Below are 21,140 nucleotides of genomic sequence, written 5' to 3'. Positions count from 1 at the left end.
AGAGTTGCAGGGGTGCTGTATTCTCGTAGCGACGCTTGCTTCACTCTGGCTATGGCTTTGTTCTCTCGCCTTGCCCTTTTTGCTGGCGTGCTGTCTCTGGGCTGGTCATCACAGGCGACCGCCCAAACAGCACCCCAATGTGTGCCTCTCAAAGCTGTGGGTAGCGAAGGGTCGGTGGTCAGCAAGCGCGTTTCGCCCAATACCGTCTTCTTTGTACGTGACAACTGGAACACTGACTTTTTTGTCCCGCCGGAAAGTCGCTACAGCCAATTTTTGGTCAGCTTGACCTCGAAAACCGTCGGGTCTGGCACTCGGGACTCAGCGGGGCAAGAGCTATATACGATTCGCGCCTATCTCAAGTACAACGACAGCAACACCGACAAGTTATTTGACCAGTCAATTGAGCTGCCCCAAGGTGTGCCCTTTGATATCCAACTGTTTAGCCGCCCCTACGAAGCGCCCTATCAGGTCAATGTGGTTGTGGGGGGTGAACGCGCGATCGGCAGCGATTACAGTCTGACGGTGTTTGGCTGCAACTAGCAGAGTCCAGGCAAGCGATCGCTACTACTGAGTTGTTAGGATTCGTTACAAGTCTTAACAACAAGCGGATCTGCGATCGCCATGACTGCTGACGTGCTTTTAGCCGATGCTCAGGTTTTACCCGCCGGTGGGCCTGCCAGCGATCGCTTTGATTGGGCTGAGGTTTGGTATCCCGTTCACTACCTGCGGGATCTCAATCGCGATCGCCCGAACGCTTTCACCCTGCTGGGTCGCGATCTGGTGATTTGGTGGGATCGTAGTGCTGAACAATGGCGGGCTTTTGAGGATGCCTGTCCCCATCGCCAAGTGCGCCTGTCGGAGGGTCGCTTGGATGCCGAGGGACGGCTGGAATGTCCGTATCACGGCTGGGCTTTTACAGGGACGGGGGATTGCGCGGTTATCCCCCAACAAGCCACCACAGGGCAAGCCCACACCAGCGATCGCGCCTGCGCCAAAACGCTCCCGACGGCGACTGCACAAGGGCTGTTGTTTGTTTACGCTGGGACGCCGGAGCGAGCCGATCGCGTGCCCTTACCTTTGGTTGAACCGTGGGGGACGGATGCGGACTGGGTTTGCATCGATACCTTTCGGGATTTACCCTACGACGCCCTAACGCTGCTGGAAAACGTGCTCGATCCCAGCCACCTGCCCTTCACTCACCACGGGTCGGTGGGGAATCGCGCCAACGCGGGGCCAATGACTGATCTGAAGATTGTGGAGAGCGATCGCCAAGGCTTTCAGGGTGTTTGGCCTGAGGGGCCACGGCGCGGCAAACTGGGCACCCAATCCACGACCTTTATTGCGCCGAGCTTGATGTGGCACGACCTTGAAGCTGACAGTCTCGGGCGAGCCATGACCGTGGTCTACGCCACGCCGATTCGCGCTGGCGAATGTCGGATTTTTGCGCGCTTCCCCTTTCGCTTTAAGTCCGCCATCCCGCGCTTTTTCCTGCGGATCGCCCCAACTTGGTTTCAGCATCTGGGGCAAAACACCGTGCTGGAAGAAGACCAAATCTTTTTGCATCACCAAGAACGACGGATTCAGCAGCAGGGCGGCAGTGCCACCTACAGCCGTCAGTGTTATTTGCCGACCTCCGCCGATCGCTTTGTGCTGGCGTTGCATCGCTGGGTCGATCGCTATGCCGGTGTTCCTTTCCCCAATGAACCGCTCCCGGCGAGTCGTTCCATTCCCGAGCTGTTAGAGCGCTATCAGAGTCATACGCTGCACTGTCGCAGTTGTGCCGCCGCTTGGCGACGCTCGAAGCAAGGACAAACCGTAGCGATCGCGATCGCGGCTCTTAGTTGGACATTGGCCCCAATCCTTGCAGTGGCTGGTGTTTCAGCGACTACGGTCATCTTGCTTGCAGTTCTAGGCTTGAGTGCTGCTGCGATCGCTTGGGGCTTGAAACAGTTACAACGGCGTTTTGAACAGGGTCCTCGCCAGGTACGCCGTAACCAAAAAGCTTAAAAATCAACCGCTAAATGCCATTGGATCCCGAGTTGTTCGGCTTGCTCCAGAATGGTTTGCGCGACTTGCAAATCCTCTTGGACCCACTGTGCTTGTTCGGGGTCTAGACCAGCAGCAGCGATCGCAGCGAGGAGAACACGAATCGTGGTCAGACCCGCTGAGGCAGGATGCCAAACCGTAGGTTCTGGCTCGATCCCAAAGTCCTCAAACAAGCCATCGTTCTCATCTAAACTGCAGAAGCTCATCAGGTCAGGAACGCCAGCTTGTTGCGCCAGTTCTGCAAGGCGATCGGCATGGCGAGCGAGAGCTTTGCCGTCCATGGCAGTGTCGCCCGTGGGTAGGTCGCGATCGAGAACGATGAAAAGTGCTACACCCATCGTTGTTGCCAGAACTCAAGGATTGCGTTCAGTGTAGAGAACGGTACTGGACTCATTAAAGTCCTAGTGAATGCGCAAGGCGGCTGAGACGATCGCTGGGATTGGATCTTCAGCACCTAGTCGGCAGCGCGATCGCTGTCGCCCGCAAAATCCGTGCCGAGATAGCGCAGATAGCGATGACATTGCTGGGTGGCATAGTCCAAGGCTTCATTGCTGCTCCGCCCCTGCTGCACTTGCCAGTCGTAGGCCCGCTGCATACAGGCAAGCGTGTCTTTTACCAATTGAGTGCTAGGGCGATAACCTTGGCTAGCTTGAAAGGCGGCCGTGTAGTCAGTTGCAAAAGCCTGGGCTTGTTGCACTGTCCAAGGGGTTGAAGCCGACGCGATCGCAGCACTATTCAGCACGCTAAAAGTCGTTGTCAGAGCGATCGCAGCGGCTTGGCTGAGCCAGTAAGTGAGGCGCGAGTCAGAAGTTGCAGAGGCTTTCATCAGGGGGACTTCCGGGCGACTGACCCTACTGTCGGGCGTCGGTACTGCGATCGCCGTGAGCCAGATCAGTCGCCGTTGTGATGTTGATCACGCTCGGTTAATCAGGACTGCTAGAGCCGCTTTGACCGCCTCAGATGAGAGCGGCCTCTCTCAATTGATCAGCAGGTCGAATAGGAGGTGGAATTCGAAAAAGATCCCGATGAGAAATAGAGGCAACCGTTGGAATCGCTGGAAAGACTGGAATCACCAGAGGAGTTGTAAATCGTGCTGCCCCGACCTGTACCGCCATTGCCATTACCGACTACCGTCTGCAGGGCGCGACCACAGTTCGCGATCGCTGTATTCACCGCTGTACTGGGATTGATCCCGCTCACAACCGATTGGGTGTAGTTGGTTTTGACGCAATTCAAGCTCCAGGCCACCAAGCTGTCGCTGGGGGCGTAGCCCATCTGGGCCTGAAAAGAGGCAGTGAAGCTGCGGACAAATTCGTAATCATCTTGTGTAGTCCAAGCCGGATAGGCCTGAGCAGGCAGCGTGAGCCCCGTGAGACCGATCGCGATCGCAGTAACGGGAGCGATCGCAGAACCCAGTTTGTGCAAGGAGAAAATCATGGCCGTTTGGGAAAAGAGAGCAGGTCGCCTCAGCGGCGGTTGTGCTTACTCTCGTTGCTGCATTGCGCGATCGCTGTGACCCTGGTCCGCCACCGTTGTGATTTTGATCACAGGGAGATCGAGGGCGATCGCCCAGCCCTTACGGGCGGTGATTCAGAGCGGAGCGATAACCAGAGACGATAGGCTGAGGAGCAGCCCTGTTTGCGATCGCAATGTCCAGCGACTTTCTAAGCCAGCTCAATACCTCCCAACGTCGAGCCGTCGAACACTACAGCGGGCCGCTGTTGGTGGTTGCTGGTGCTGGTTCTGGCAAAACGCGGGCACTCACCTTTCGGATTGCCCATCTGCTGCGACAGCATCGGGTCGGTCCAGAAAACATTTTGGCGGTGACCTTCACCAATAAAGCGGCGAAGGAAATGAAGGAGCGGCTGGAGCGCTTATTTGCTCAGCAACTGGCGGAGTTGCAGTACGGCCAGCCCTTCACGACACTGCGAGAAATAGAAAAAACTCAACTGCGATCGCGTGTCTATCGCGAAGTTACCAAGGATTTGTGGATTGGCACTTTCCACGCAATTTGTGCACGGATTCTTCGCTTTGATATCGACAAGTATTGCGATCCCAATGGCCGCCGTTGGACAAAGCAGTTCTCCATCTTTGATGAAAATGATGTCCAAGGCTTAATCAAAGAGATTGTTGGCAATCAGCTCAATTTAGATACCAAGAAGTTTGAGCCAAAATCTGTTCGCTACACAATCAGCTCGGCTAAGAACAATGGTTGGTCACCCGATGAATTTGAGCGCCAGCAGCCGAACTATCGGGGCCGCGTGATCGGTGAGGTCTATCGGCGTTATTTAGATCAACTAGCGGCAAATAATGCTCTTGATTTCGATGACTTGTTGCTGATTCCAGTGCAACTCTTCCGGCAAAACGAACAGGTTTTGGCCTATTGGCATCAGCGCTTTCGCCATGTTTTGGTTGATGAGTATCAGGATACAAACCGCACTCAGTACGATTTGATTCGGCTGCTGACAACGAATGGTGCTGAAACGCGAGATTTTGATCCGTGGAATCATCGCTCAGTCTTTGTCGTAGGCGATGCTGATCAGTCAATCTATTCTTTCCGAGCCGCAGACTTCACCATTCTGATGGGCTTTCAGGATGATTTTGGCGATCGTCTGCCGGATGATGACACTCGCACGATGGTCAAGCTGGAAGAAAATTATCGTTCGACTGAAAACATTCTTCAGGCTGCCAATGAGCTAATTCGTAACAACACTGAGCGCATCGATAAGGTTTTGCGCCCCACCCGAGGTAGTGGCGAAGCGATCGCCTGCTATCGGGCTGACGATGAAATGGCCGAAGCGGAGTATGTTGTTCAACAAATTCGCCAGCTTGAGCAACAGCATCCTGAGTTGAATTGGGGCGATTTTGCAATTCTCTACCGCACTAACGCTCAACCGCGAGCCTTTGAAGATTCTCTCGTTCGCTGGAATGTTCCCTACACCGTCATTGGTGGCTTGCGGTTCTATGATCGCCGCGAAGTCAAAGATATCTTGGCCTATCTGCGGGCGATCGCCAATCCCTTCGATGCGGTTAGCTTACTACGGGTGGTGAACGTTCCTAAACGCGGCGTGGGCAAAACCACGATTGGCCGATTGGTTGATGCTGCGCAAGAGCTAAATGTACCCCTTTGGGAAATCCTGAGTGATTCCGAAACGGTGCAAAACCTGGCGGGGCGATCGGCGAAAGGCATCCTAGAGTTTGCTAATTTAGTTCAGCATTTTCAAGATCAAGCAGATGAATTACGCCCCTCCGAATTGATTCGCCAGCTCTTAGAAGCATCTGGTTATATTGCTGAATTACAACGCAGCGGCACTGGTGAAGACGAGGACCGTCGTCGGAACTTGGAAGAGTTGGTGAATGCAGCTGTTCAACATGAGGAGGAGAATGATGACCCTAGCCTGATTGGCTTTTTGGGAACAGCTTCACTAGCCTCAGATGCAGATAACAAAGAAGCGAACCAGCAAGTCTCATTAATGACTTTGCATGCTTCAAAAGGCCTTGAGTTTCCGGTTGTTTTTCTAGTTGGACTAGAACAGGGCCTCTTCCCCAGTTTCCGATCGCTCGACGATCCGCGCGCCGTTGAAGAAGAACGACGCCTCTGCTACGTCGGCATCACACGCGCCCAAGAGCGACTGTTCTTGACCCATGCCAGTGCTCGTCGTCTGTGGGGTGGAGGTCGAGAGCCCGCCATTTCCTCCAATTTCCTGAGTGAACTACCGGCAGAACTGATCGTGGGTCACTCACCACAGACCCGTCGTCAGACCCAAGCAAACTTCAAGCCACCGGTTACCCATGAGCGCCGCGCCAGCCTGCGCGATCGCGTGGCCGCGAATGCAGCCAAAGTGCAACAAGTTCAGCAACCGGCCCGCCATTGGCAAGTCGGCGATCGCCTTCAGCATCGTCAGTTTGGCGTTGGACGCATCACCCGAATTTTCGGTGCGGGCGATCGCCAATCGATTGTGGTCCAGTTCAGCGGCGCGACAGGTCAGCGCATCCTCGATCCACGCCTAGCACCGATTGAACCCCTCGGTTGAGGCCAAAGCGATCACTCTCCCATCCAGGAATGGGTCAATATCCTGCTGTCTAAGACAACGGGCGATCGCCGGACCGGTGATCGCAACAGTCGATTTAGCCTGGGCTCTGGACCGCGATCGCCGCTGCCCAATCTGGGCCTAGGGAAATCAGGCGATCGGGAAGAATACGCACCAGTACAGACCCGAGGGGCGACCGCGCCTCAATTCTGATCTGCTGACGGGACTGCAACTGCAGCGCCTCTTGCACAGCTGGGGGCAACTCCAGTACCGCTAAGTCGCAGTAGAGCGGGGCGATTGCTAGGCGAATGCCCGCCTCACAATTCAGCACCGGAGCATTGCCCCCGAAGTGAGAGATTTTGGGTAACACCGTCATGCTTACCTGCTGAACTTGAGAATAACTAACAGCTGTTGTTGACATCGAACACTGTTTATCTTAGGTTGGCGCTGCTTTAGTTGCAATTAACTTTCAACTGGTGCCAACAGTGACCGTTTCCTCGCTATCGGCAGTCCGAGTGGCCGCGCTCCGCAGTGCTTTGGAGCAGGCAGGGTATCGCCTCACCCCCCAGCGCTACTGGATTGCAGAGATTTTTGAGGGACTGGCTCAGGGTGAGCATCTCAGCGCGATTGATCTGCAGCGTCACCTCAGCGATCGCCAAACCCCCTTATCCAAATCCACCATCTATCGCAGTCTCGAGAGCCTCTGCCATGCCGCTTGGCTGCGCTGCATCACCTTAGACCGTAAGCAACGTTGCTACGAGTTGAATCGTGAGGGTACTCACTACCACCTCACCTGCCTGCATTGCCAAGCGGTGATTGAGTTTCTCGACGATCGCGTCATCCACCTGAGCGAGGGCATCGCCGATCGCTACGGCTTTCAACTACTGAACTGCCAGCTCTTGATCATGGGCATTTGCGCTGCTTGTCGCTACTAGTAAGCCGCTTATTGAGAATAAGTTGCACCACTATAAAAACGTGCTAAAGTCTTGCATAAGTCAAAAGTTAGGATTCATTCTCAATTGTCAAGGAATTTGTTCCGTCCTGTCCTGTCGAGAACAATGACCCACACAAAAAAAGGCAGCTGGCTGAAGCTCGCTGCCCCTCTGGGGATGAATCATTCAGTGACTTGCAGGTTAGGCAAGCTTGAGGCTGTCGGGAGCCAAGAAGTGAGCAATGTGATAAGCCCGTTCTTCGGTCTTCAGCAAAATTCCTTCCAACAGATAGCGAGTTGCGCGATCGCCCAGACTTTCAACTTGGGCAGTCAAGCGCCGCAGCAAGGACAAGATGGCCTGCTCAGCCGCCAGATCGTGTTCGAGCATCGTCCGACAGTTAAAGACACCGTCTTCTTCAATCGCGAAACAGGTCAGCTCAGCCAACTTGAGCGGGTGGGCAACCGGAACACCCCCCAAGCCATTCAAGCGCTCACCCAAGTCGTGGACATGATCCTTCACCGAACCATAGCTATCTTCAAAAAACTCATGGAGCGAGTAGAATTCAGCCCCTTGAACCGTGAAGTGGTGCTTTTGGTACTGCAAATAGAGAACTTGAAAGCTGGCCAAGGCCCGGTTCAGACCTTCACAAATCTGACTCGTAACCGATGTTTCCAAGCCCAAGACATTGGGCTCAATTTGGCTAAAGGATTGGACCAAACCTGTATTCGTCATGGCAGCTTCGCTCGCATTTCAACAACTGTTGTTGCCATTCTAGACAAGGCTGAGAAGGCCTTTCCTGAGCCGAGTGGAACCCATTCTCAACTATTTTCCCGATTTCGGTTCCCCCCTCAACTTTTAATCGTGCGGCAGACCTGAATCGCATCGCCAATCGACAGGACTCCATCACCTGCTAATTGCTGAATATTTTCAATTTCTCGATTCACAAATTTTGATTGGGACAAGACTGTGGACTCTCGGCACTCTTCGCACTGGATTCAGCTCGACCTCGACAGCACCAGCCGCTGGGATTGTTACCACCGCTGTTGTGAACTAGCGCTGGATTGCTACTGCACCCCCTGCCAGCCACTGCGGATCTATGTCGAAACGCCGCTCCAAGCGCTGCAGGTTTGGAGCATTTGCCAGTGGATTCAACGCGATCGCCCCAGTTTGTCTGGCTTTTTGGAGAGCTGCTGGCAGCTACCGGTCTACCACGAGCAACAACGATGAAACTGCCGTTCTACCTAGAGGGGTATTTTCTAGGGCTGCAAGATCCCGATACCCCCGACAACATTCGCTTTATTCACGTTCAGAGTGACGGAGGCAACCGCTACACCCTCAAGTTGGCTAAGCCACTGCGACACTTACCCTGGCAACAGTTGACAGTGGGGCAACCTCTGCGGATTGAAGGTCAGCAGTCCTTTCAAGGTCTAGATCTGCCCCCCAAGCTCAAAGCAGAGCGGGTTTTATTCGATCCTGCTGGCTTACCAGCCTTCATTGCCTCTGAGGAACCCCCCAAGCCCCAACCAGCTGTTTTAGAAGTCTGTACGAGGGGAACCTGTCGCCGACGCGGCGCGCTGGAATTGTGCGATCGCCTGCAGGCTGAAGCAAAAACCTGTGCAGTTGAGGTGCGAACGAGAGGTTGTCTCGGCCGCTGTAAGCAAGGCATCAATGTCCGGCGCAGCTCCGACAACCAGATTCTGTCACAGCTTTCACCGCAGGCTGCCGCCGAGCTGCTTTCGCCCTGGCGAACCCCAGCGGTTGTCTCAGGCACTGCCGTGGGCTAAACGGCTCCGATTTTTTGGCTGGACTCATTGCTCTCACTCCAGCCCCAACCTTTTTGATCTGCATTTCAATCTGCTGTTTGGCAAAGGATTTGAATCATGATTGCCAGTCACGTAACCCCCAAAGCAACTGTTCTAGTGGGAGGGAAAGTGGTTCCTCTGCGATCGCCGACAACGGCTGAAATTCATCTTTGGGGTCGCAATGAGCCCCTGCCAGTGCAATCCACTTGGTGTATTCAAACTGGATTTGTCCGCAGCCTGACTTGGGACGAAGCTGGCGAGCTGATCACCCTCGGTATTTGGGGCCCCGGCGACTGGGTGGGGGGCTCGCTGTCGCGTCTCCAGCCCTACGAGTTGCAATGCCTGACGCCGGTGACCGCTACTGTGATCACGGCTCCTTTGGACAACCTGGATAGCACTCTTGTCCTGCAACTCCAGCAAGTTGAGGAACTCCTCAGTATTGTTCGACTGCGCCGAGTCCCCAGCCGCCTGCTGCGCCTCCTGCACTGGCTGACGATTCGATTCGGGCTCAACACCGAACATGGCTGGATGCTAGACCTCCATCTCACCCATCAGGTCCTCGCCGATATTGTCGGCAGTACGCGCGTCACCATTACCAAGCTGATCAATCAGTTTGAAACGGAAGGTCGACTGATCCGACTTAGTGGTCAGCGACTGCTGATCACCAACATCGATCAGCTCCTACCGATTGATGCCATAGATGCCTAAGCGATCGCCCATCAAGCAGTTACAAACGAAGACGCCCAGGGGTTCTGGACGTCTTTTTAAGGACTCAATCTGAGTCAATCTGAGTGAGTAAAGTTAGCCGATATTGATCATCGACTTTAGGCTGATGAGTGCCAATTAAAATGTCCTAGTTCTTCGACTCAAAACAATATCAATATCCATAAAAAACTCCTCTCTACAGCGCGCGTTGCTGTAGAGAGGAGGTGAAGTGATCCAATAACGTCTTATTTCCAGCCAGCACGATCCATCAACTGCAGGGCTTGAGCATTATTGGCCCCGAAGACTGAGGCACTGATTTTGGATTCTTTGAATTGACCAAAGCCTGCCAAAATCGGATCGAGCGAGACCCCACGCAAGACTGGATATTCACCATTGCCTCTAGCGAACACAGCCTGGGCTTGGCTACTGAGCAGGTACTCCAGTAACAGTTGAGCAGCCCGTGGATTCGGGGCCGTGCGGACGATGCCAGCACCGCTGATGTTGACGTGGGTGCCCCGTCCTTTTTGGTTGGGGAAGAAGACTTTAATCTTTCTTGCAGCTTCCCGCTCTTCTGCTTTTTTCGACTTGAAGAGACGCACCAAATAGTAGGTGTTGGCAATTGCCAGAGAGCCGACACCCGCGGCGCAAGCCAGAATTTGCGGGGTATCTCCACCTTGGGGCTGACGCGCAAAGTTTTGGACAAGCCCCCGCGCCCAAGCCTCAGTTTTGGCCGCACCATCCGCAGCAATCATCTCACCGGTCAAGGAGAGGTTATAGACGTTGCTGGAACTGCGCACGAGGATTTGATTGCGCCATTTTGGATTGGCCAAATCCTCGTAGGTAGACAGCTGGCTAGCATTGACGCGATCGCGGTTGTACATAATGACTCGCGCCCGCTTGGACAAGGCAAACCAACGTCCCTGGGGATCCCGCAGATTCGCCGGAACTGCTTGATACAGTTTCGGAGCTTGGGCTTGAGTCAGTGGTCTGAGCAGGTTGGCTTGAGTCGCTTGCCAAAGGCGCCCCGCATCAACCGTAATGAAAACATCTGCCGGGCTGCGGCTGCCTTCACTCTTGAGACGGGCTAAAAGTGCATCGGCTTCACCTTCAATTAGATTGACTTTAATCCCTGTTTTTTGGGTGAATTCCCGATAGATTTGATTGTCGGTGTTGTAGTGCCGACCCGAGTACAAATTGACTTCACCTTCAGCAGCTTCTGCCCGACGGCGCCAGTCACCAAAACTATCGAGTAATAGCGTTCCGGCGAGAGCTGTCCCGCCCAACAAAAAGTCCCGACGACTGAACATTGATTCAGACATGGAGGGTAGAGATAGGTTGTGATGCATTTACACTAGGAAACCCCATAGGCCCAAGTAGGTGTGCCAGCACACTCTTGGTATCGGCGCCTTTTGAGCTGGTAAACCCAGCCTGAACTCGCACCGCGATAACTCAGGGGGACATCCAGCGCTGCGGTGAGAGTGCTGACCAAATTCCGTTGTCTCCTGCCGCTTGCAGCCAAGTCTGAGCTAAGGCGCGAGCGAGTCCAGGAACCCACGCAAAGGGTCCACTGACGCCGGTAAACCAATAGATTTGCGGATGTTCTGGGGTATTGCCTGCGATGGGTAAGCCGTCAGTACTGAAGCTGACACAGCAGTGATGGCGATCGCCCGGTAGGACACTGACCGCCGGCAAAACGGGGGCGAGGGCAGAACGAATCGACTGCTCGCTAGCCGTAGGGGAAAGCTGATCAGCCGGACTGGCAGCCAGACGACTGATTTGTCCCAGCCGATAGCGGCGATCGCTCAATTGCACAGCACCGGCATCGAGAATACTGACAAATTCTGCCGGCGGATGATCACTATCCCAGGCATATTGGCCGGCCTGCTGCTCAATTTGAAACCGCTGTTGTAGAGCAGGCATCACGATTGCCTGCAGGCGTAGATCCAGTGGCGGCGTTTCCAAAATTTCCGCATGACTAAAGTAGAGTGGCCAGCGATAGCCCAGCGATCGCGCCCACTGGTAACTGCTTGCACCCGTGGCCATGACGAGACGATCGGCAGCGTAGGTACCGAGACTGCCTTGAACTTGGGGGTGAATGGCTTTAAGGCGATCGCAGCAGACCTGTCCTCCGATCGCGAGAAAGGCTTGGCGGTAGGCCTGCACCACGGTTTCAGGATCGTAGAGCGGATGGGAATTCACGAAGGCAGCCACTGTGTTGCCCTCAGCCAGCAAGGGCTCTTGGGCGATCGCTTCAGTGCGATCCAGCAATTGCGGCGGTTGAGCAAGGGTTGCAAAGAGGTCTTGCGCAATCGCAATGTGATCGACGTGGCTACAGGTCAAGAGAATTTGGCGATCGCTGCCGAGGGTCAAACCCGTTTCGGCACTGAGGTCTGCATAAATTTGCTGACTCTCTGCAAAGAGATCCGCGATTGCAGGACGGCTTGCCGACCAAAAAGGGGCTCCACCGTAACTAAAGCGACTGGCTTGGCTGGCGGGCTGCTGGGGATCAACCAGTTGCACCTTGGCTCCCTGCCGCTGCAGTTCGTAGGCGATCGCCACCCCCGTCAACCCTGCCCCGATGACGAGCCAATCCATTGCTGCCTGCCTCTGTCTGCGCCTTGATGATAAAACTTGGAGGACGTTGCATCGAGCGCTTGGGATGGCAAGCCCAGACCTCTCACAACTGGCTCAATTGGCCATCAATGGACTGGCGACCGGCAGCCTCCTGGCCCTAGCCGCAACGGGTCTGACCTTGATCTACGGCATCCTGCGACTGACCAATTTTGCCCAAGGCGAGTTTTTGACCCTCGGCGCTTACTTCACGTTGGTTGCCAACAGCCTTGGGCTCAGTCTCTGGCTGGCCATTCCTCTCGGGGCGATCGCGACGATCGCACTTTGCTTGCTGGGCGAAGCAGTTTTGTGGGAACCGCTGCGGCGGCAACGGGTGAACACCACCACTCTGATCATCCTGACTATTGGCCTGTCGCTGTTCCTGCGCAATCTGGTGATTTTGATTTGGGGCGCGGGCAATCAGGCCTACCGGCTGGCAGTCCAACCGGCCTTAACCCTCTGGGGACTCAGGATCACGCTCAATAGCCTCCTCGTGGTGATTGGGGCAGCTGCCGCTTTGGTTCTGTTGCACTGGGTTTTGCAGCGCACCAGCATCGGCAAGGGCATGCGAGCGATCGCTGATGACCCCGACCTGGCACGGGTCAGTGGCGTACCAGTCGAAACCGTGATCCGCTGGACTTGGGTGATTGCGGGCGGTCTGACAGCGATCGCAGGGGGCCTCTACGGATTGATCACTGCTGTCCGTCCCACTATGGGCTGGAATTTGATCCTGCCGCTGTTTGCCAGCGCCATCCTCGGAGGGATTGGTAGCCCTTACGGTGCGATCGCAGGAGGGCTGATTCTGGGATTTGCCCAAGAACTCAGCACTTACTGGCTGCCAGCGGAATACAAGCTTGCCGTTGCCTTTGTCATCTTGATTGGCGTGCTGGTGATCCGGCCCCAAGGCCTATTTGCTCGCTAGGAGAAGACCCCGTTTGCCATCTAGCTCGGCAGAATCAGACCCAAGAGCCGCGAAACGAGGCTGAGGGCGATCGAACCCAACAAGGCTGACCAAAAACCATTGCGCAGGCTGAAGCCACTGACTAAAGTTGCGGCCAAGGCAAACACAGCTGCATTGACTACAAAGCTGAAGAGACCAAGGGTCAAAATATTGAGCGGCAGCGCCAAAACCTGAAGTACCGGCTTGACCAAAGCATTCAGCAGGCCAAAGACCAGAGCGGCAACGAGGGCTTTGCCAAAACCATCAATTTCGACGCCAGTAGGCAACCAAGCCACAATCAGCAGGGCAAAAGCGGTCACCAGCCAAGTCACCAGTAAATCCATGGATTAACGCCTCACTGCTGGATTCAGGGTAGCGAATCGGGGAAAAGCATCACAGTGTTGGGGGCGACGCCGCTGTAACTGGCACAAAAATTCGCAGCGCTTGGGGAATGACACGAAATTGAGCAGGCGTCGTGGTGTGGATTTCACCATCTGTGTTGATGTGGCGATGACGACGGGTGCGGATTTCAATGGTCTCGCCTGGGCCACATTGCTCTGTCAGCGGCGAAGGGTAACGCCCGTGATAGAGCGATGGTAGCAAGGGAACAATCTGCCACCAGTGATTGATCGAGAGACTATAGAGATCGAGTCGTTGATCATCGATCGCAGCATCGTGGGCGACGGAGAGCCCACCGCCGTAGTAGCGACCATTGCCAACTGCAATCTGGACAGTTTTAGTCTGGAGCCGGCGATCGCCAATCTGAATCTCGGCGCGAAAAGGGCGGAAACGCCAGAGCGATCGCAGAGCGACGAGAGCGTAGGCCAGGACACCCCAACGGCGCTTGACGCCCGAGGTCAAGCCCTGGGTAATTTTGACGCTCAGCCCCAAACTAGCGACGTTAAAAAAGTAGTAACCGTTGACCCAACCGAGGTCGACGGCTTGGGTTTGCCCTCGGGCAATGACTTGGCAGGCTTGACTGAGATCCGTCGGTAGGGCCAGGGTGCGAGCCAGATCATTCGCGGTACCGAGGGGCAAAACTCCTAAGGGAAGCTGCGTTTCAACAAGCCCTCGGGCTGCGGCGTTGAGGCTGCCGTCGCCGCCCCCAATAATGACCAGATCGACGCGATCGCGGTGGGCTGTAATTAGCTCCGAATAATCACTGTGACGATCGAGGTAGGGTTGAACCAACTCAAACCCAGCCGCTTCCAGCTGCGCGATCGCTGGTTTGAGCAGCTTACGACCTCGGCGCGATCGCCGATTAACGAGCAAGAGGGCACGTTGCTTCAGAACATTGCTCCTTAACAAGAAGGCCCAGACTGAATGGTCAGATGCCTCTAGGGAAACACACTCCAGTTTGATCGGCTGTCAAGGCTCATCGGGAACGGCCAAAAGCGGGGTCGAGGGACTGCCTGACCCCGCCGATCTGGGCGGTCGCCTAGAGTCCTAGGTCAGCGAGGATGTCGCCGGCATGGGTGTCCGTTTTGACGCTGTCGTAGACGCGAATAATTTGGCCTTCGCCGTCAATCACGTAGGTGACGCGCTTGGCGTAGCCGCCGCCATCGACATCGTAAGCCTGAGTGATGCTGCGATCGGGGTCCGCCACCAGCGGGAAGGGCAAGCTGAACTTGGTCTTAAATTGTTCGTGGGAGCTGGAATCATCCGTGCTGACGCCCAAGACAATAATGTCTTTACCTTGGTAGGCGCTGTAGGAATCACGGAAGCTGCAAGCCTCTTTGGTGCAGCCAGGGGTATCGTCCTTCGGATAGAAGTAGAGAACGATCGTCTTGCCTCGGAATTGCGAGAGCTGAATGCTCTGGCCCGCATCATCGAGAGCGGTAAAGTCGGGTGCAGCAGTACCTACAGTCAAAGCCATCGTGCAAATCCAAGCTTTTGGCGGCGATCGTAGCACTGCCAGCCCGGCAACTTCAGTTGTTTAGAACTGACTGCGCCAGCATTTCTAGCGGCAGTCCATCGGGATAGGCGGCACGGCCCCGAATCTGCTGGAGTTCGGCAGGGGGGAGCTGAAAGCCCAGTTTTTTGCCGAGGGCTTGAATCACATCGGCATGGTCAATGATGCCGGCGACCGCGCCACTGGGAGTCAGAACTGTGACGTAGCTGGGCTGGGCTGTTTGCAAAGCAGCGATCGCTTGGGCTAGATTGGCCGTCTCGGGCAGCGCAGGCAAGCGGTCGAACGGTTCTGCTAAATCCGTTAAGGTCAGCCGATCCCACTGCGATCGCTCAGTTTGCCGCAGGGTCGCTAAGCTAATCCGACCCCGATAGCGCCCGTCACTAGCCACAAAGTAGGCAAATCCTTCCTGCTCTTCAGTGATCAGCAGCTCCGCAAACTGCCGTAAGGTCAGTGATCCTTCCAGCACCCGATAGCGACGACTCATCGCTTCGCTGGCGCCGATCGCCAGGATCGCCTGTTGCAAGGTGGTGGTGCGATCGTAGGCCGTGGCATTACGCCAGCCAAACCAGCCCAACAGCGCCAGCCACACGCCGCTAAAACCGCCGGGCCCCAAAAACCAGCTAAATAGCCCGATCGCCATGGCAATCGCACTGAGAATCCGACCTGAGTTCGCAGCCCAATGCACCGCCCGATAGCGATCGCCCGTCACTTTCCAGGCGATCGCCTTGAGCACCTGACCACCATCCAAGGGCAACCCCGGGATGAGATTAAACACCGCCAAGATAAAGCTCAGTCGCCCCAGATTGAGAGATAAAACTTGCGCTGGTGAACCTGCTGGCCACCACAGCTGACTGATCAGCAGTAACAACGCCAAGGCAAAGCTGACCAACGGCCCCGCGATCGCGACCCAAAAAGCGCCCCCCGGGGTCCGCGACTCGCGCTCAATGGCCGCGACACCACCAAAGAGGAAGAGCGTGATCGAGCTGACGCGAATCCCTTGGGCGCGGGCAATCAGACTGTGCCCCAACTCATGGGCCAAGACAGAGGCAAACAGCAGCAAGGCCATGACGAGGGCAGCCCCCCACAACAGCCCCGGCGACCAAGTCGGCTGCTGCGATCGGAAGGTTTCGGAATAGCTGAACGTGACGAGTGCCACGATCACAAACCAAGAAGGATCGATCCTGAGCGGGATGCCCAAAATGGAGCCAATCCGCCAGCCACTTTGCATGCACTTTGCTCCGAGCCTGCAGTTTCACCTTAGCCGAAGCCCTCTGGCAGCTTCAGTAACGGCTGTTTTGAGCCGCAATCCAAACAGCAATCACTGGCGCGAGGATCCACAACAAAAGCCCCATGCCATCAGCAACGAGTCCCATCCAAGTGTGATGGCTAAGAAAGGTCGGCAGATCCGCCAGTAGCAAGCAAGCGATCAGGCTGGCTGCGATCGCCAGGAACCACCCTTTTTCCATTCTCCTGATCTAGCACGATCCCTAGAGTGTGCTCTAGGGTTGGCTTTTGGGATAAGTAATACTACTTATCAGCGCAGGGGAATGGTGGACTACGGAACTAGGCACAGGTCCTGCTCTGAAGCACTGTCAATGAATGCGCTCGAGCTGCCAGAGGATTTGATTGCCTTCACGGCGATCGCGCTTCACCCGCCAGTTGCGCCAAATCCACTCTTCGCCCCGACTGGTGACCGCACTGGCGTTGACATCCATCAGGTCAGCCAGCTCTGAACTCGTGATCAAAAATTGCTGCTCAGCAATTGCTGCAGCAATTTGCAAGCAGTCCAGCACATCGCGCAGGCGTTGACTGCGATCGCGAGGGTTACTGCTCCACTCTTGGGTCACAACTTCAGGCATCCGAACGGGCTCCTGCTGCGGTTGCCCCGATTGTAGTGGTGCATCAGACCGTTGGCAGAGTGGTAACGGACGTTGCTGAGCAAAACTACGGGCAATTTGATCGCAACGCTCATTGCCCGGATCGCCGCTATGGCCGCGCACATATTGCCATTGCGCTGCGGGTGAATTGAGGTCATCCAAGTGCATCCATAAGTCCTGGTTGAGCACCGGCTTACCCGCCGCCGTTTTCCAACCCTTGCGCTGCCACCCCTTCAGCCATTGGGTGATCCCTTTGATCACGTATTCGCTGTCGGTGTAGAGGGTGACGGGTTGCTGGTCAGAGTGATCGCGCCAGAACTCTAAGGCCGCGATCGCAGCCTGCAACTCCATCCGGTTATTAGTTGTGGCAGCGTCACGCCCACCCAGCTCTTGCACCGTGCCATCGGCAAATTGAATTTGCACCCCCCAACCGCCCGGCCCTGGATTGCCCGTACAAGCGCCATCGGTGTAAAGGCGGAGGATGGCATCAGACATTGGCATTCCCAAGTAATCTTTCGATTGTCGCTGAGGTCGTCGTCTCGTCTCAAACCTGCGATCGCGACGGCGGATTACTTTACCGCTGTTGAAAAATTTGCAAAAAGCAACGGCGGTAGCAAAATCGCCATCGACTCCTAGAGTTAAATCAGCAGCAGCCCACAGTTCCGAGGTGAACAGCGATGTGCGAACTCCTGGGGATGAGTGCCAACACCCCCACTGATCTCTGCTTTTCGTTCCGGGGATTTTCGGCCCGAGGTGGCCGGACAGGAGAGCATCGCGATGGCTGGGGCTGTGCATTTTATCTGGGCGATCGCCTACTGCGGGTGCGGGACCCAGAACCAGCGGCCGAGTCGCCCCTCGCCGATGTATTTCGCAAAATCCCGATTCGATCCAAGCTAGCCCTTTCGCATATTCGCAAGGCGACGCAAGGCACGATCGATCGCCGCAATTGCCACCCCTTTTCCCAGCGACTGGGCGATCGCGAATGGGTGTTTGCGCACAATGGCCATATCGACTTTGACCTGCTGCGCGATCGCTGTCCTCTGGGGCGCTACCAGCCCCAAGGCGAGACCGATAGCGAACATCTGTTCTGCTGGATCCTCGATCGCCTTACCCACTTAACAGAACCGCAGCCCGAGCAAGTGCTACCGATTCTGCGCGACCTCAGCGATCGCTTTCCCAGCCCCAGCATCGTCAACTTTCTATTGGGCGACGGCCGCTACCTCTACGCCCATTGCTCAACAGCTTTAGCGTGGGTGACGCGGCGCTATCCCTTCACCCGAGCCAGCTTGATCGATGAAGATCACGCGATCGATTTCTCTGGCTGCACCAGTCCCAGCGATGTAGTCAGCATCATTGCTACCCGCCCCCTCACCCAAGACGAGGTTTGGACGGTTCTCAAGCCGGGTGATCTGCTGGTTCTAGCGGAAGGCGAGGTTGTAGCACCATCGGCAACCCACCCGATCGCGATCGCCTCATAAGACAGTTGAAAAGAATGGGGTGAATCGGCAGAGTCCTAGACCGAATTGCGCAAGCTAGTTGCACAACTTGGCTGGTGTCGTCTCGTGAAACCCGATCGCCCGCTCCAGATCATCAGCCTTTGGAGTAGCTTCCTGCTGGGGATCCTTTTTCACACCCAGCTCGGGCTGATGCCGCTCTTTCACGGCCGCACAGTTGTGGTCGAGAGCCAACAGACCGACCAAATTCTCGGCGGGATCTTTTGGGGGATGCTGATCTTTTTTGCAATCCCGATGTTGCTCATTGCCATGACAGCCGAGCGCCGCGATCGCCCCTACCGTCGCTGGCATTTCGGCTTCACCGTTCTCTATTCCGTTCTCAACTTTTCCCATCTCTTGGCAGATATTGCCGTACAACCGGTCGTTGCTCACCAAATCTTTCTAATGGGGTTGCTTTTTGCGATCGGGCTGAAGCTCAATCAAGTTGCCTGGGCCTGGTTGCGGGAAGCCTGACAATCAGGATCGCTAGCTGGAAGTTCGTCCATTGCAGGCGAGATCGTTGGGCTGGCTGAAGAACATCTGGCCGCTGCGCTGGCTGCACACCCTCGCCATCCCGTAAGCTACAAGCAGGGTGATGGAGCTCACCTCAACCGCGCACTCGGCATGGCCCGATCGCTGATGGCTCCTACAGTTCTGGCTAGGGCAAGATCTGTAGCGAGTGCATCGTTCAAGCTTTTCCCTAGCCACACACGCAAGCTGAATTGAAGGAATCAGCGTGATGTTGGCGAATTGGATTGGAATTTTATTGGGCGGCTTTTTGGCCGGTCAAATCGCGCGTCGGTTGGGTGCCCCAGCGCTAATTGGCATGATTCTCTGGGGTATCGTGTTGGGGCCGCAGGTTAGTCAGTGGTTGAGCCCTGCAGTGCTTGACCAGGCAGGCATCTGGCGCACCTTGGCAGTGATGGTCATTCTGGTCAAGGCAGGTCTGGGACTAGAGCGGGACAAGCTGGTCCAGCAAGGCTCAGTCGCGCTGCGTTTAGGGATTTTGCCCGCGGCCTGCGAAGCCGTAGTGATTGCGATCGCGGCACATTATCTGCTGAATTTTGACTGGCTCACAGGGCTGCTGCTGGGGTGTGTGATTGGGGCGGAATCACCCGCAGTGATCGTTCCAGGCATGCTGCGGCTCAAGCAACTGGGACTAGGGGTTCGCAAGGGCATTCCCGATGCAATCTTAACGGGGAGCGCCCTCTCAGATGTCTTGCTGCTGTTGGTGTTTAGTCTGCTGCTGGCGCTGCTGACCCAAGGCAATGCGCACATTTGGACGCTACCGGGGTTGGGGCCAGTCAATCCTTGGCTGTTGCTGCCGTTGCAAGTGCTTCTGCAAGTTAGCTTGGGTGCCGTCTTGGGCTTCGTTGTGGCGCGACTGCTGGTTCGCATGCTGGGTCCCCAAAACTGGACCCAAACCCTGACCCAAGACACGTTGGTCACAGCTGCGATCGCGCTGGGTTTAGTCCTTGCCGCCGAGCAGCTCCCGATTTTTTCCGGCTATTTAGCCGTGATGGTCTTGGGTTATTTCGTGGTGGAGCTGTATGCCCCGTTAGCGCGTCGGCTACGGCAGGGCTTCGATAGTCTCTGGGCGATCGCCCAAATTGCCCTGTTTGTTCTGCTCGGAGCGGGTTTACCCCTAACCGCGCTGGCAAGTCTCTGGTTGCCAGGTCTGCTGATCTTGGTTCTAGGAACGCTGCTCGGTCGCAGTATCGGTTGGGCGCTCTCCACTTGGGGCAGCAACTGGAACTGGCAGGAGCGCAGTTTTCTGCTCGCTGGCAATTCGGCTAAAGCGACGGTACAAGCCGCGATTGGGGGTGTTCCCCTTGCCGCAGGGCTACCGGAAGGTCAGAGCATTCTGGCGATCGCAGTGCTGTCGATCGTAATTACCGCGCCCTTGGGAGCTTGGGCAATTCCGACCTTTGCCCCTCGCCTACTCAGTCGCGATCCGGTAGATCCCAGCCAGGTTAGTCGCGATCGCCCAGTCCGCTTGCTAGCGGCTGTCGATAGCTCACCCGTTGCGATCGCAGTGTTGCTCAAAACGGCAGAACTGGCCCGGCGTTCCGATGCAGAAGTGGCCGTGCTTCACGTCGCCCAAGTCAGTGACACACAATCGTTGCAAACCTTGCAGCGGCAGATTGAGCAATCGCTCGCTGATATTCGCTATCAGTTCTGGCTGCGGGAAGGGGCGATTCCCGAAACCATTAATCGCTGTGCCCAGGAGTGGCAGGCCGACGAAATCATTCTCGGCAAGCACGAACAATCACACCGCCCCGAAATGCGCCTCGGCTCCGTCTCGCAAGCGCTGTTGGATGTCAGCACGGTTCCCATGATTCTGGTGGAGACTGTTGCTGAGCTTCAGACTTCCTGATTCAGTTCCGTTCCCAATAGACAAAACTGTGACTCACTCTGCTGGGAGCTCAGCCCGTTGGGCTGTTTGACCCAGGCTTGGACGTGCCAGAGCGCTTCGTAGGGCGGAGGACTGCTAGGTTGACGCTCCCCTTGCAAAACCAGCCGCTGGGACAAGGGTGGGGCGCAATGGCGTTCGAGCAGCAAGAGAATCCGCTGGCCGAGCTGGGCGGGCGACAGATGATTGGGATCCCAATGCACCGCCGCGATCCAAGCCGGATGATCCAGTCCTTCGACGCTGGCGTCAGCATCGGGGCCACTCAAGCCCATTTGCAGCAGCGCCACGATCGCCTCGCGACTAAGTGGGCGAGCACTGTCGGGGGTTGGGTAAGCCAAGAGTAGACGGGCAGTCATGAGTGCATCTCCTCAGATGGGAC

General features: G+C 55.9%; 25 protein-coding genes and 1 riboswitch. Of the genes, 11 read left to right on the top strand and 14 right to left on the bottom strand.

Annotation, left to right across the window (positions count from 1 at the left end; genetic code table 11):
* The first annotated feature begins 51 nt into the window (after positions 1–51).
* Both SYC_RS10270 and SYC_RS10265 read left to right on the top strand, forming a co-directional pair.
* Entirely contained in the window at positions 52–540 is a 489-nt protein-coding gene (locus tag SYC_RS10270; protein ID WP_011378348.1) for a hypothetical protein, read from the top strand.
* Between the two features lie 81 nt (positions 541–621).
* Positions 622–2,007, top strand: a complete 1,386-nt coding sequence (locus tag SYC_RS10265; RefSeq protein WP_011244241.1) for a Rieske 2Fe-2S domain-containing protein — start codon at positions 622–624, stop codon at positions 2,005–2,007.
* Here the strand turns inward: SYC_RS10265 and SYC_RS10260 are convergent.
* The 3 genes from SYC_RS10260 to SYC_RS10250 all read right to left on the bottom strand — a co-directional run bounded on the left by SYC_RS10260 (position 2,004) and on the right by SYC_RS10250 (position 3,483).
* Positions 2,004–2,384: a hypothetical protein gene (locus SYC_RS10260; protein ID WP_011244240.1), complete on the bottom strand. Its 381-nt coding sequence runs from the start codon at positions 2,382–2,384 to the stop codon at positions 2,004–2,006. The genes SYC_RS10265 and SYC_RS10260 overlap by 4 nt on opposite strands.
* A 116-nt stretch (positions 2,385–2,500) precedes the next feature.
* On the bottom strand, positions 2,501–2,872 hold the full coding sequence (locus SYC_RS10255) for a hypothetical protein (RefSeq protein WP_011244239.1): 372 nt from the start codon (positions 2,870–2,872) through the stop codon (positions 2,501–2,503).
* Between the two features lie 158 nt (positions 2,873–3,030).
* Positions 3,031–3,483: a hypothetical protein gene (locus SYC_RS10250; protein WP_011244238.1), complete on the bottom strand. Its 453-nt coding sequence runs from the start codon at positions 3,481–3,483 to the stop codon at positions 3,031–3,033.
* A gap of 212 nt (positions 3,484–3,695) precedes the next feature.
* Here SYC_RS10250 and pcrA point away from each other — a divergent pair, with 212 nt between their 5' ends.
* Complete coding sequence (pcrA, locus tag SYC_RS10245) at positions 3,696–6,080, top strand: DNA helicase PcrA (RefSeq protein ID WP_011244237.1); 2,385 nt, start codon at positions 3,696–3,698, stop codon at positions 6,078–6,080.
* A 94-nt stretch (positions 6,081–6,174) separates the two neighbouring features.
* Here pcrA and SYC_RS10240 read toward each other — a convergent pair whose 3' ends face one another.
* On the bottom strand, positions 6,175–6,453 hold the full coding sequence (locus SYC_RS10240) for a hypothetical protein (RefSeq protein ID WP_231621389.1): 279 nt from the start codon (positions 6,451–6,453) through the stop codon (positions 6,175–6,177).
* A gap of 109 nt (positions 6,454–6,562) precedes the next feature.
* On the opposite strand from SYC_RS10240, the gene SYC_RS10235 reads away from it, so the two are divergent.
* On the top strand, positions 6,563–7,012 hold the full coding sequence (locus tag SYC_RS10235) for a Fur family transcriptional regulator (protein WP_011378350.1): 450 nt from the start codon (positions 6,563–6,565) through the stop codon (positions 7,010–7,012).
* A 198-nt stretch (positions 7,013–7,210) separates the two neighbouring features.
* On the opposite strand, the gene SYC_RS10230 is transcribed toward SYC_RS10235, so the two are convergent.
* Positions 7,211–7,741 carry a Dps family protein gene (locus SYC_RS10230; protein WP_011244234.1) on the bottom strand — a complete coding sequence of 177 codons (531 nt, stop codon included), beginning with the start codon at positions 7,739–7,741 and terminating at the stop codon, positions 7,211–7,213.
* 234 nt (positions 7,742–7,975) lie between these two features.
* Here SYC_RS10230 and SYC_RS10225 point away from each other — a divergent pair, with 234 nt between their 5' ends.
* From SYC_RS10225 to SYC_RS10215, 3 genes are all read left to right on the top strand, one after another.
* Positions 7,976–8,236: an Asr1405/Asl0597 family protein gene (locus SYC_RS10225; protein WP_011244233.1), complete on the top strand. Its 261-nt coding sequence runs from the start codon at positions 7,976–7,978 to the stop codon at positions 8,234–8,236.
* Positions 8,233–8,793, top strand: a complete 561-nt coding sequence (locus SYC_RS10220; RefSeq protein WP_011244232.1) for a (2Fe-2S) ferredoxin domain-containing protein — start codon at positions 8,233–8,235, stop codon at positions 8,791–8,793. Before SYC_RS10225 ends, SYC_RS10220 begins: the two co-directional genes overlap by 4 nt.
* Before the next feature lie 96 nt (positions 8,794–8,889).
* On the top strand, positions 8,890–9,519 hold the full coding sequence (locus SYC_RS10215; RefSeq protein WP_011244231.1) for a Crp/Fnr family transcriptional regulator: 630 nt from the start codon (positions 8,890–8,892) through the stop codon (positions 9,517–9,519).
* Positions 9,520–9,761: 242 nt separating this feature from the next.
* Here the strand turns inward: SYC_RS10215 and SYC_RS10210 are convergent, their stop codons facing one another.
* Complete coding sequence (locus SYC_RS10210; RefSeq protein WP_011244230.1) at positions 9,762–10,862, bottom strand: Fe(3+) ABC transporter substrate-binding protein; 1,101 nt, start codon at positions 10,860–10,862, stop codon at positions 9,762–9,764.
* Between the two features lie 103 nt (positions 10,863–10,965).
* Positions 10,966–12,111, bottom strand: coding sequence for an NAD(P)/FAD-dependent oxidoreductase (locus SYC_RS10205; protein ID WP_011244229.1), 1,146 nt, complete (start codon positions 12,109–12,111; stop codon positions 10,966–10,968).
* Positions 12,112–12,175: 64 nt separating this feature from the next.
* Here SYC_RS10205 and SYC_RS10200 point away from each other — a divergent pair, with 64 nt between their 5' ends.
* Positions 12,176–13,048, top strand: a complete 873-nt coding sequence (locus tag SYC_RS10200) for a branched-chain amino acid ABC transporter permease (RefSeq protein ID WP_039755585.1) — start codon at positions 12,176–12,178, stop codon at positions 13,046–13,048.
* 20 nt (positions 13,049–13,068) lie between these two features.
* Here the strand turns inward: SYC_RS10200 and SYC_RS10195 are convergent, their stop codons facing one another.
* From SYC_RS10195 to rnhA, 6 genes are all read right to left on the bottom strand, one after another.
* Entirely contained in the window at positions 13,069–13,410 is a 342-nt protein-coding gene (locus SYC_RS10195) for a phage holin family protein (protein WP_011244227.1), read from the bottom strand.
* Between the two features lie 49 nt (positions 13,411–13,459).
* Positions 13,460–14,338 carry a lipid kinase gene (locus tag SYC_RS10190; RefSeq protein WP_231621387.1) on the bottom strand — a complete coding sequence of 293 codons (879 nt, stop codon included), beginning with the start codon at positions 14,336–14,338 and terminating at the stop codon, positions 13,460–13,462.
* A 166-nt stretch (positions 14,339–14,504) separates the two neighbouring features.
* Positions 14,505–14,942 carry a peroxiredoxin gene (locus tag SYC_RS10185; protein WP_011244225.1) on the bottom strand — a complete coding sequence of 146 codons (438 nt, stop codon included), beginning with the start codon at positions 14,940–14,942 and terminating at the stop codon, positions 14,505–14,507.
* Positions 14,943–14,994: 52 nt separating this feature from the next.
* Positions 14,995–16,206 carry a site-2 protease family protein gene (locus SYC_RS10180; RefSeq protein WP_041677030.1) on the bottom strand — a complete coding sequence of 404 codons (1,212 nt, stop codon included), beginning with the start codon at positions 16,204–16,206 and terminating at the stop codon, positions 14,995–14,997.
* A gap of 52 nt (positions 16,207–16,258) precedes the next feature.
* Positions 16,259–16,444 (bottom strand): hypothetical protein, encoded by a 186-nt coding sequence (locus SYC_RS10175; protein ID WP_011378353.1) that lies wholly within the window; start codon positions 16,442–16,444, stop codon positions 16,259–16,261.
* 126 nt (positions 16,445–16,570) lie between these two features.
* Complete coding sequence (gene rnhA / locus SYC_RS10170) at positions 16,571–17,350, bottom strand: ribonuclease HI (RefSeq protein WP_041677029.1); 780 nt, start codon at positions 17,348–17,350, stop codon at positions 16,571–16,573.
* A 182-nt stretch (positions 17,351–17,532) separates the two neighbouring features.
* Between rnhA and SYC_RS10165 the strand changes: the two genes are divergently transcribed.
* The 3 genes from SYC_RS10165 (at position 17,533) to SYC_RS10155 (ending at position 20,725) form a co-directional block, all read left to right on the top strand.
* Positions 17,533–18,333, top strand: coding sequence for a class II glutamine amidotransferase (locus SYC_RS10165; RefSeq protein ID WP_011244222.1), 801 nt, complete (start codon positions 17,533–17,535; stop codon positions 18,331–18,333).
* 45 nt (positions 18,334–18,378) lie between these two features.
* Positions 18,379–18,822 carry a hypothetical protein gene (locus SYC_RS10160; protein WP_199290539.1) on the top strand — a complete coding sequence of 148 codons (444 nt, stop codon included), beginning with the start codon at positions 18,379–18,381 and terminating at the stop codon, positions 18,820–18,822.
* Between the two features lie 108 nt (positions 18,823–18,930).
* Positions 18,931–19,004, top strand: a riboswitch (Fluoride riboswitch).
* A gap of 83 nt (positions 19,005–19,087) precedes the next feature.
* Positions 19,088–20,725 carry a cation:proton antiporter gene (locus SYC_RS10155; RefSeq protein WP_011244220.1) on the top strand — a complete coding sequence of 546 codons (1,638 nt, stop codon included), beginning with the start codon at positions 19,088–19,090 and terminating at the stop codon, positions 20,723–20,725.
* Here the strand turns inward: SYC_RS10155 and SYC_RS10150 are convergent.
* On the bottom strand, positions 20,713–21,117 hold the full coding sequence (locus tag SYC_RS10150; RefSeq protein ID WP_011244219.1) for a hypothetical protein: 405 nt from the start codon (positions 21,115–21,117) through the stop codon (positions 20,713–20,715). The two genes, SYC_RS10155 and SYC_RS10150, sit on opposite strands and share 13 nt — an antisense overlap.
* Positions 21,118–21,140 lie beyond the last annotated feature (23 nt).

Source organism: Synechococcus elongatus PCC 6301 (assembly GCF_000010065.1).
Classification (GTDB): domain Bacteria; phylum Cyanobacteriota; class Cyanobacteriia; order Synechococcales; family Synechococcaceae; genus Synechococcus; species Synechococcus elongatus.
Note: the sequence above shows the minus strand (reverse complement) of the source record. Positions and strands in the feature narration are given on the sequence as shown.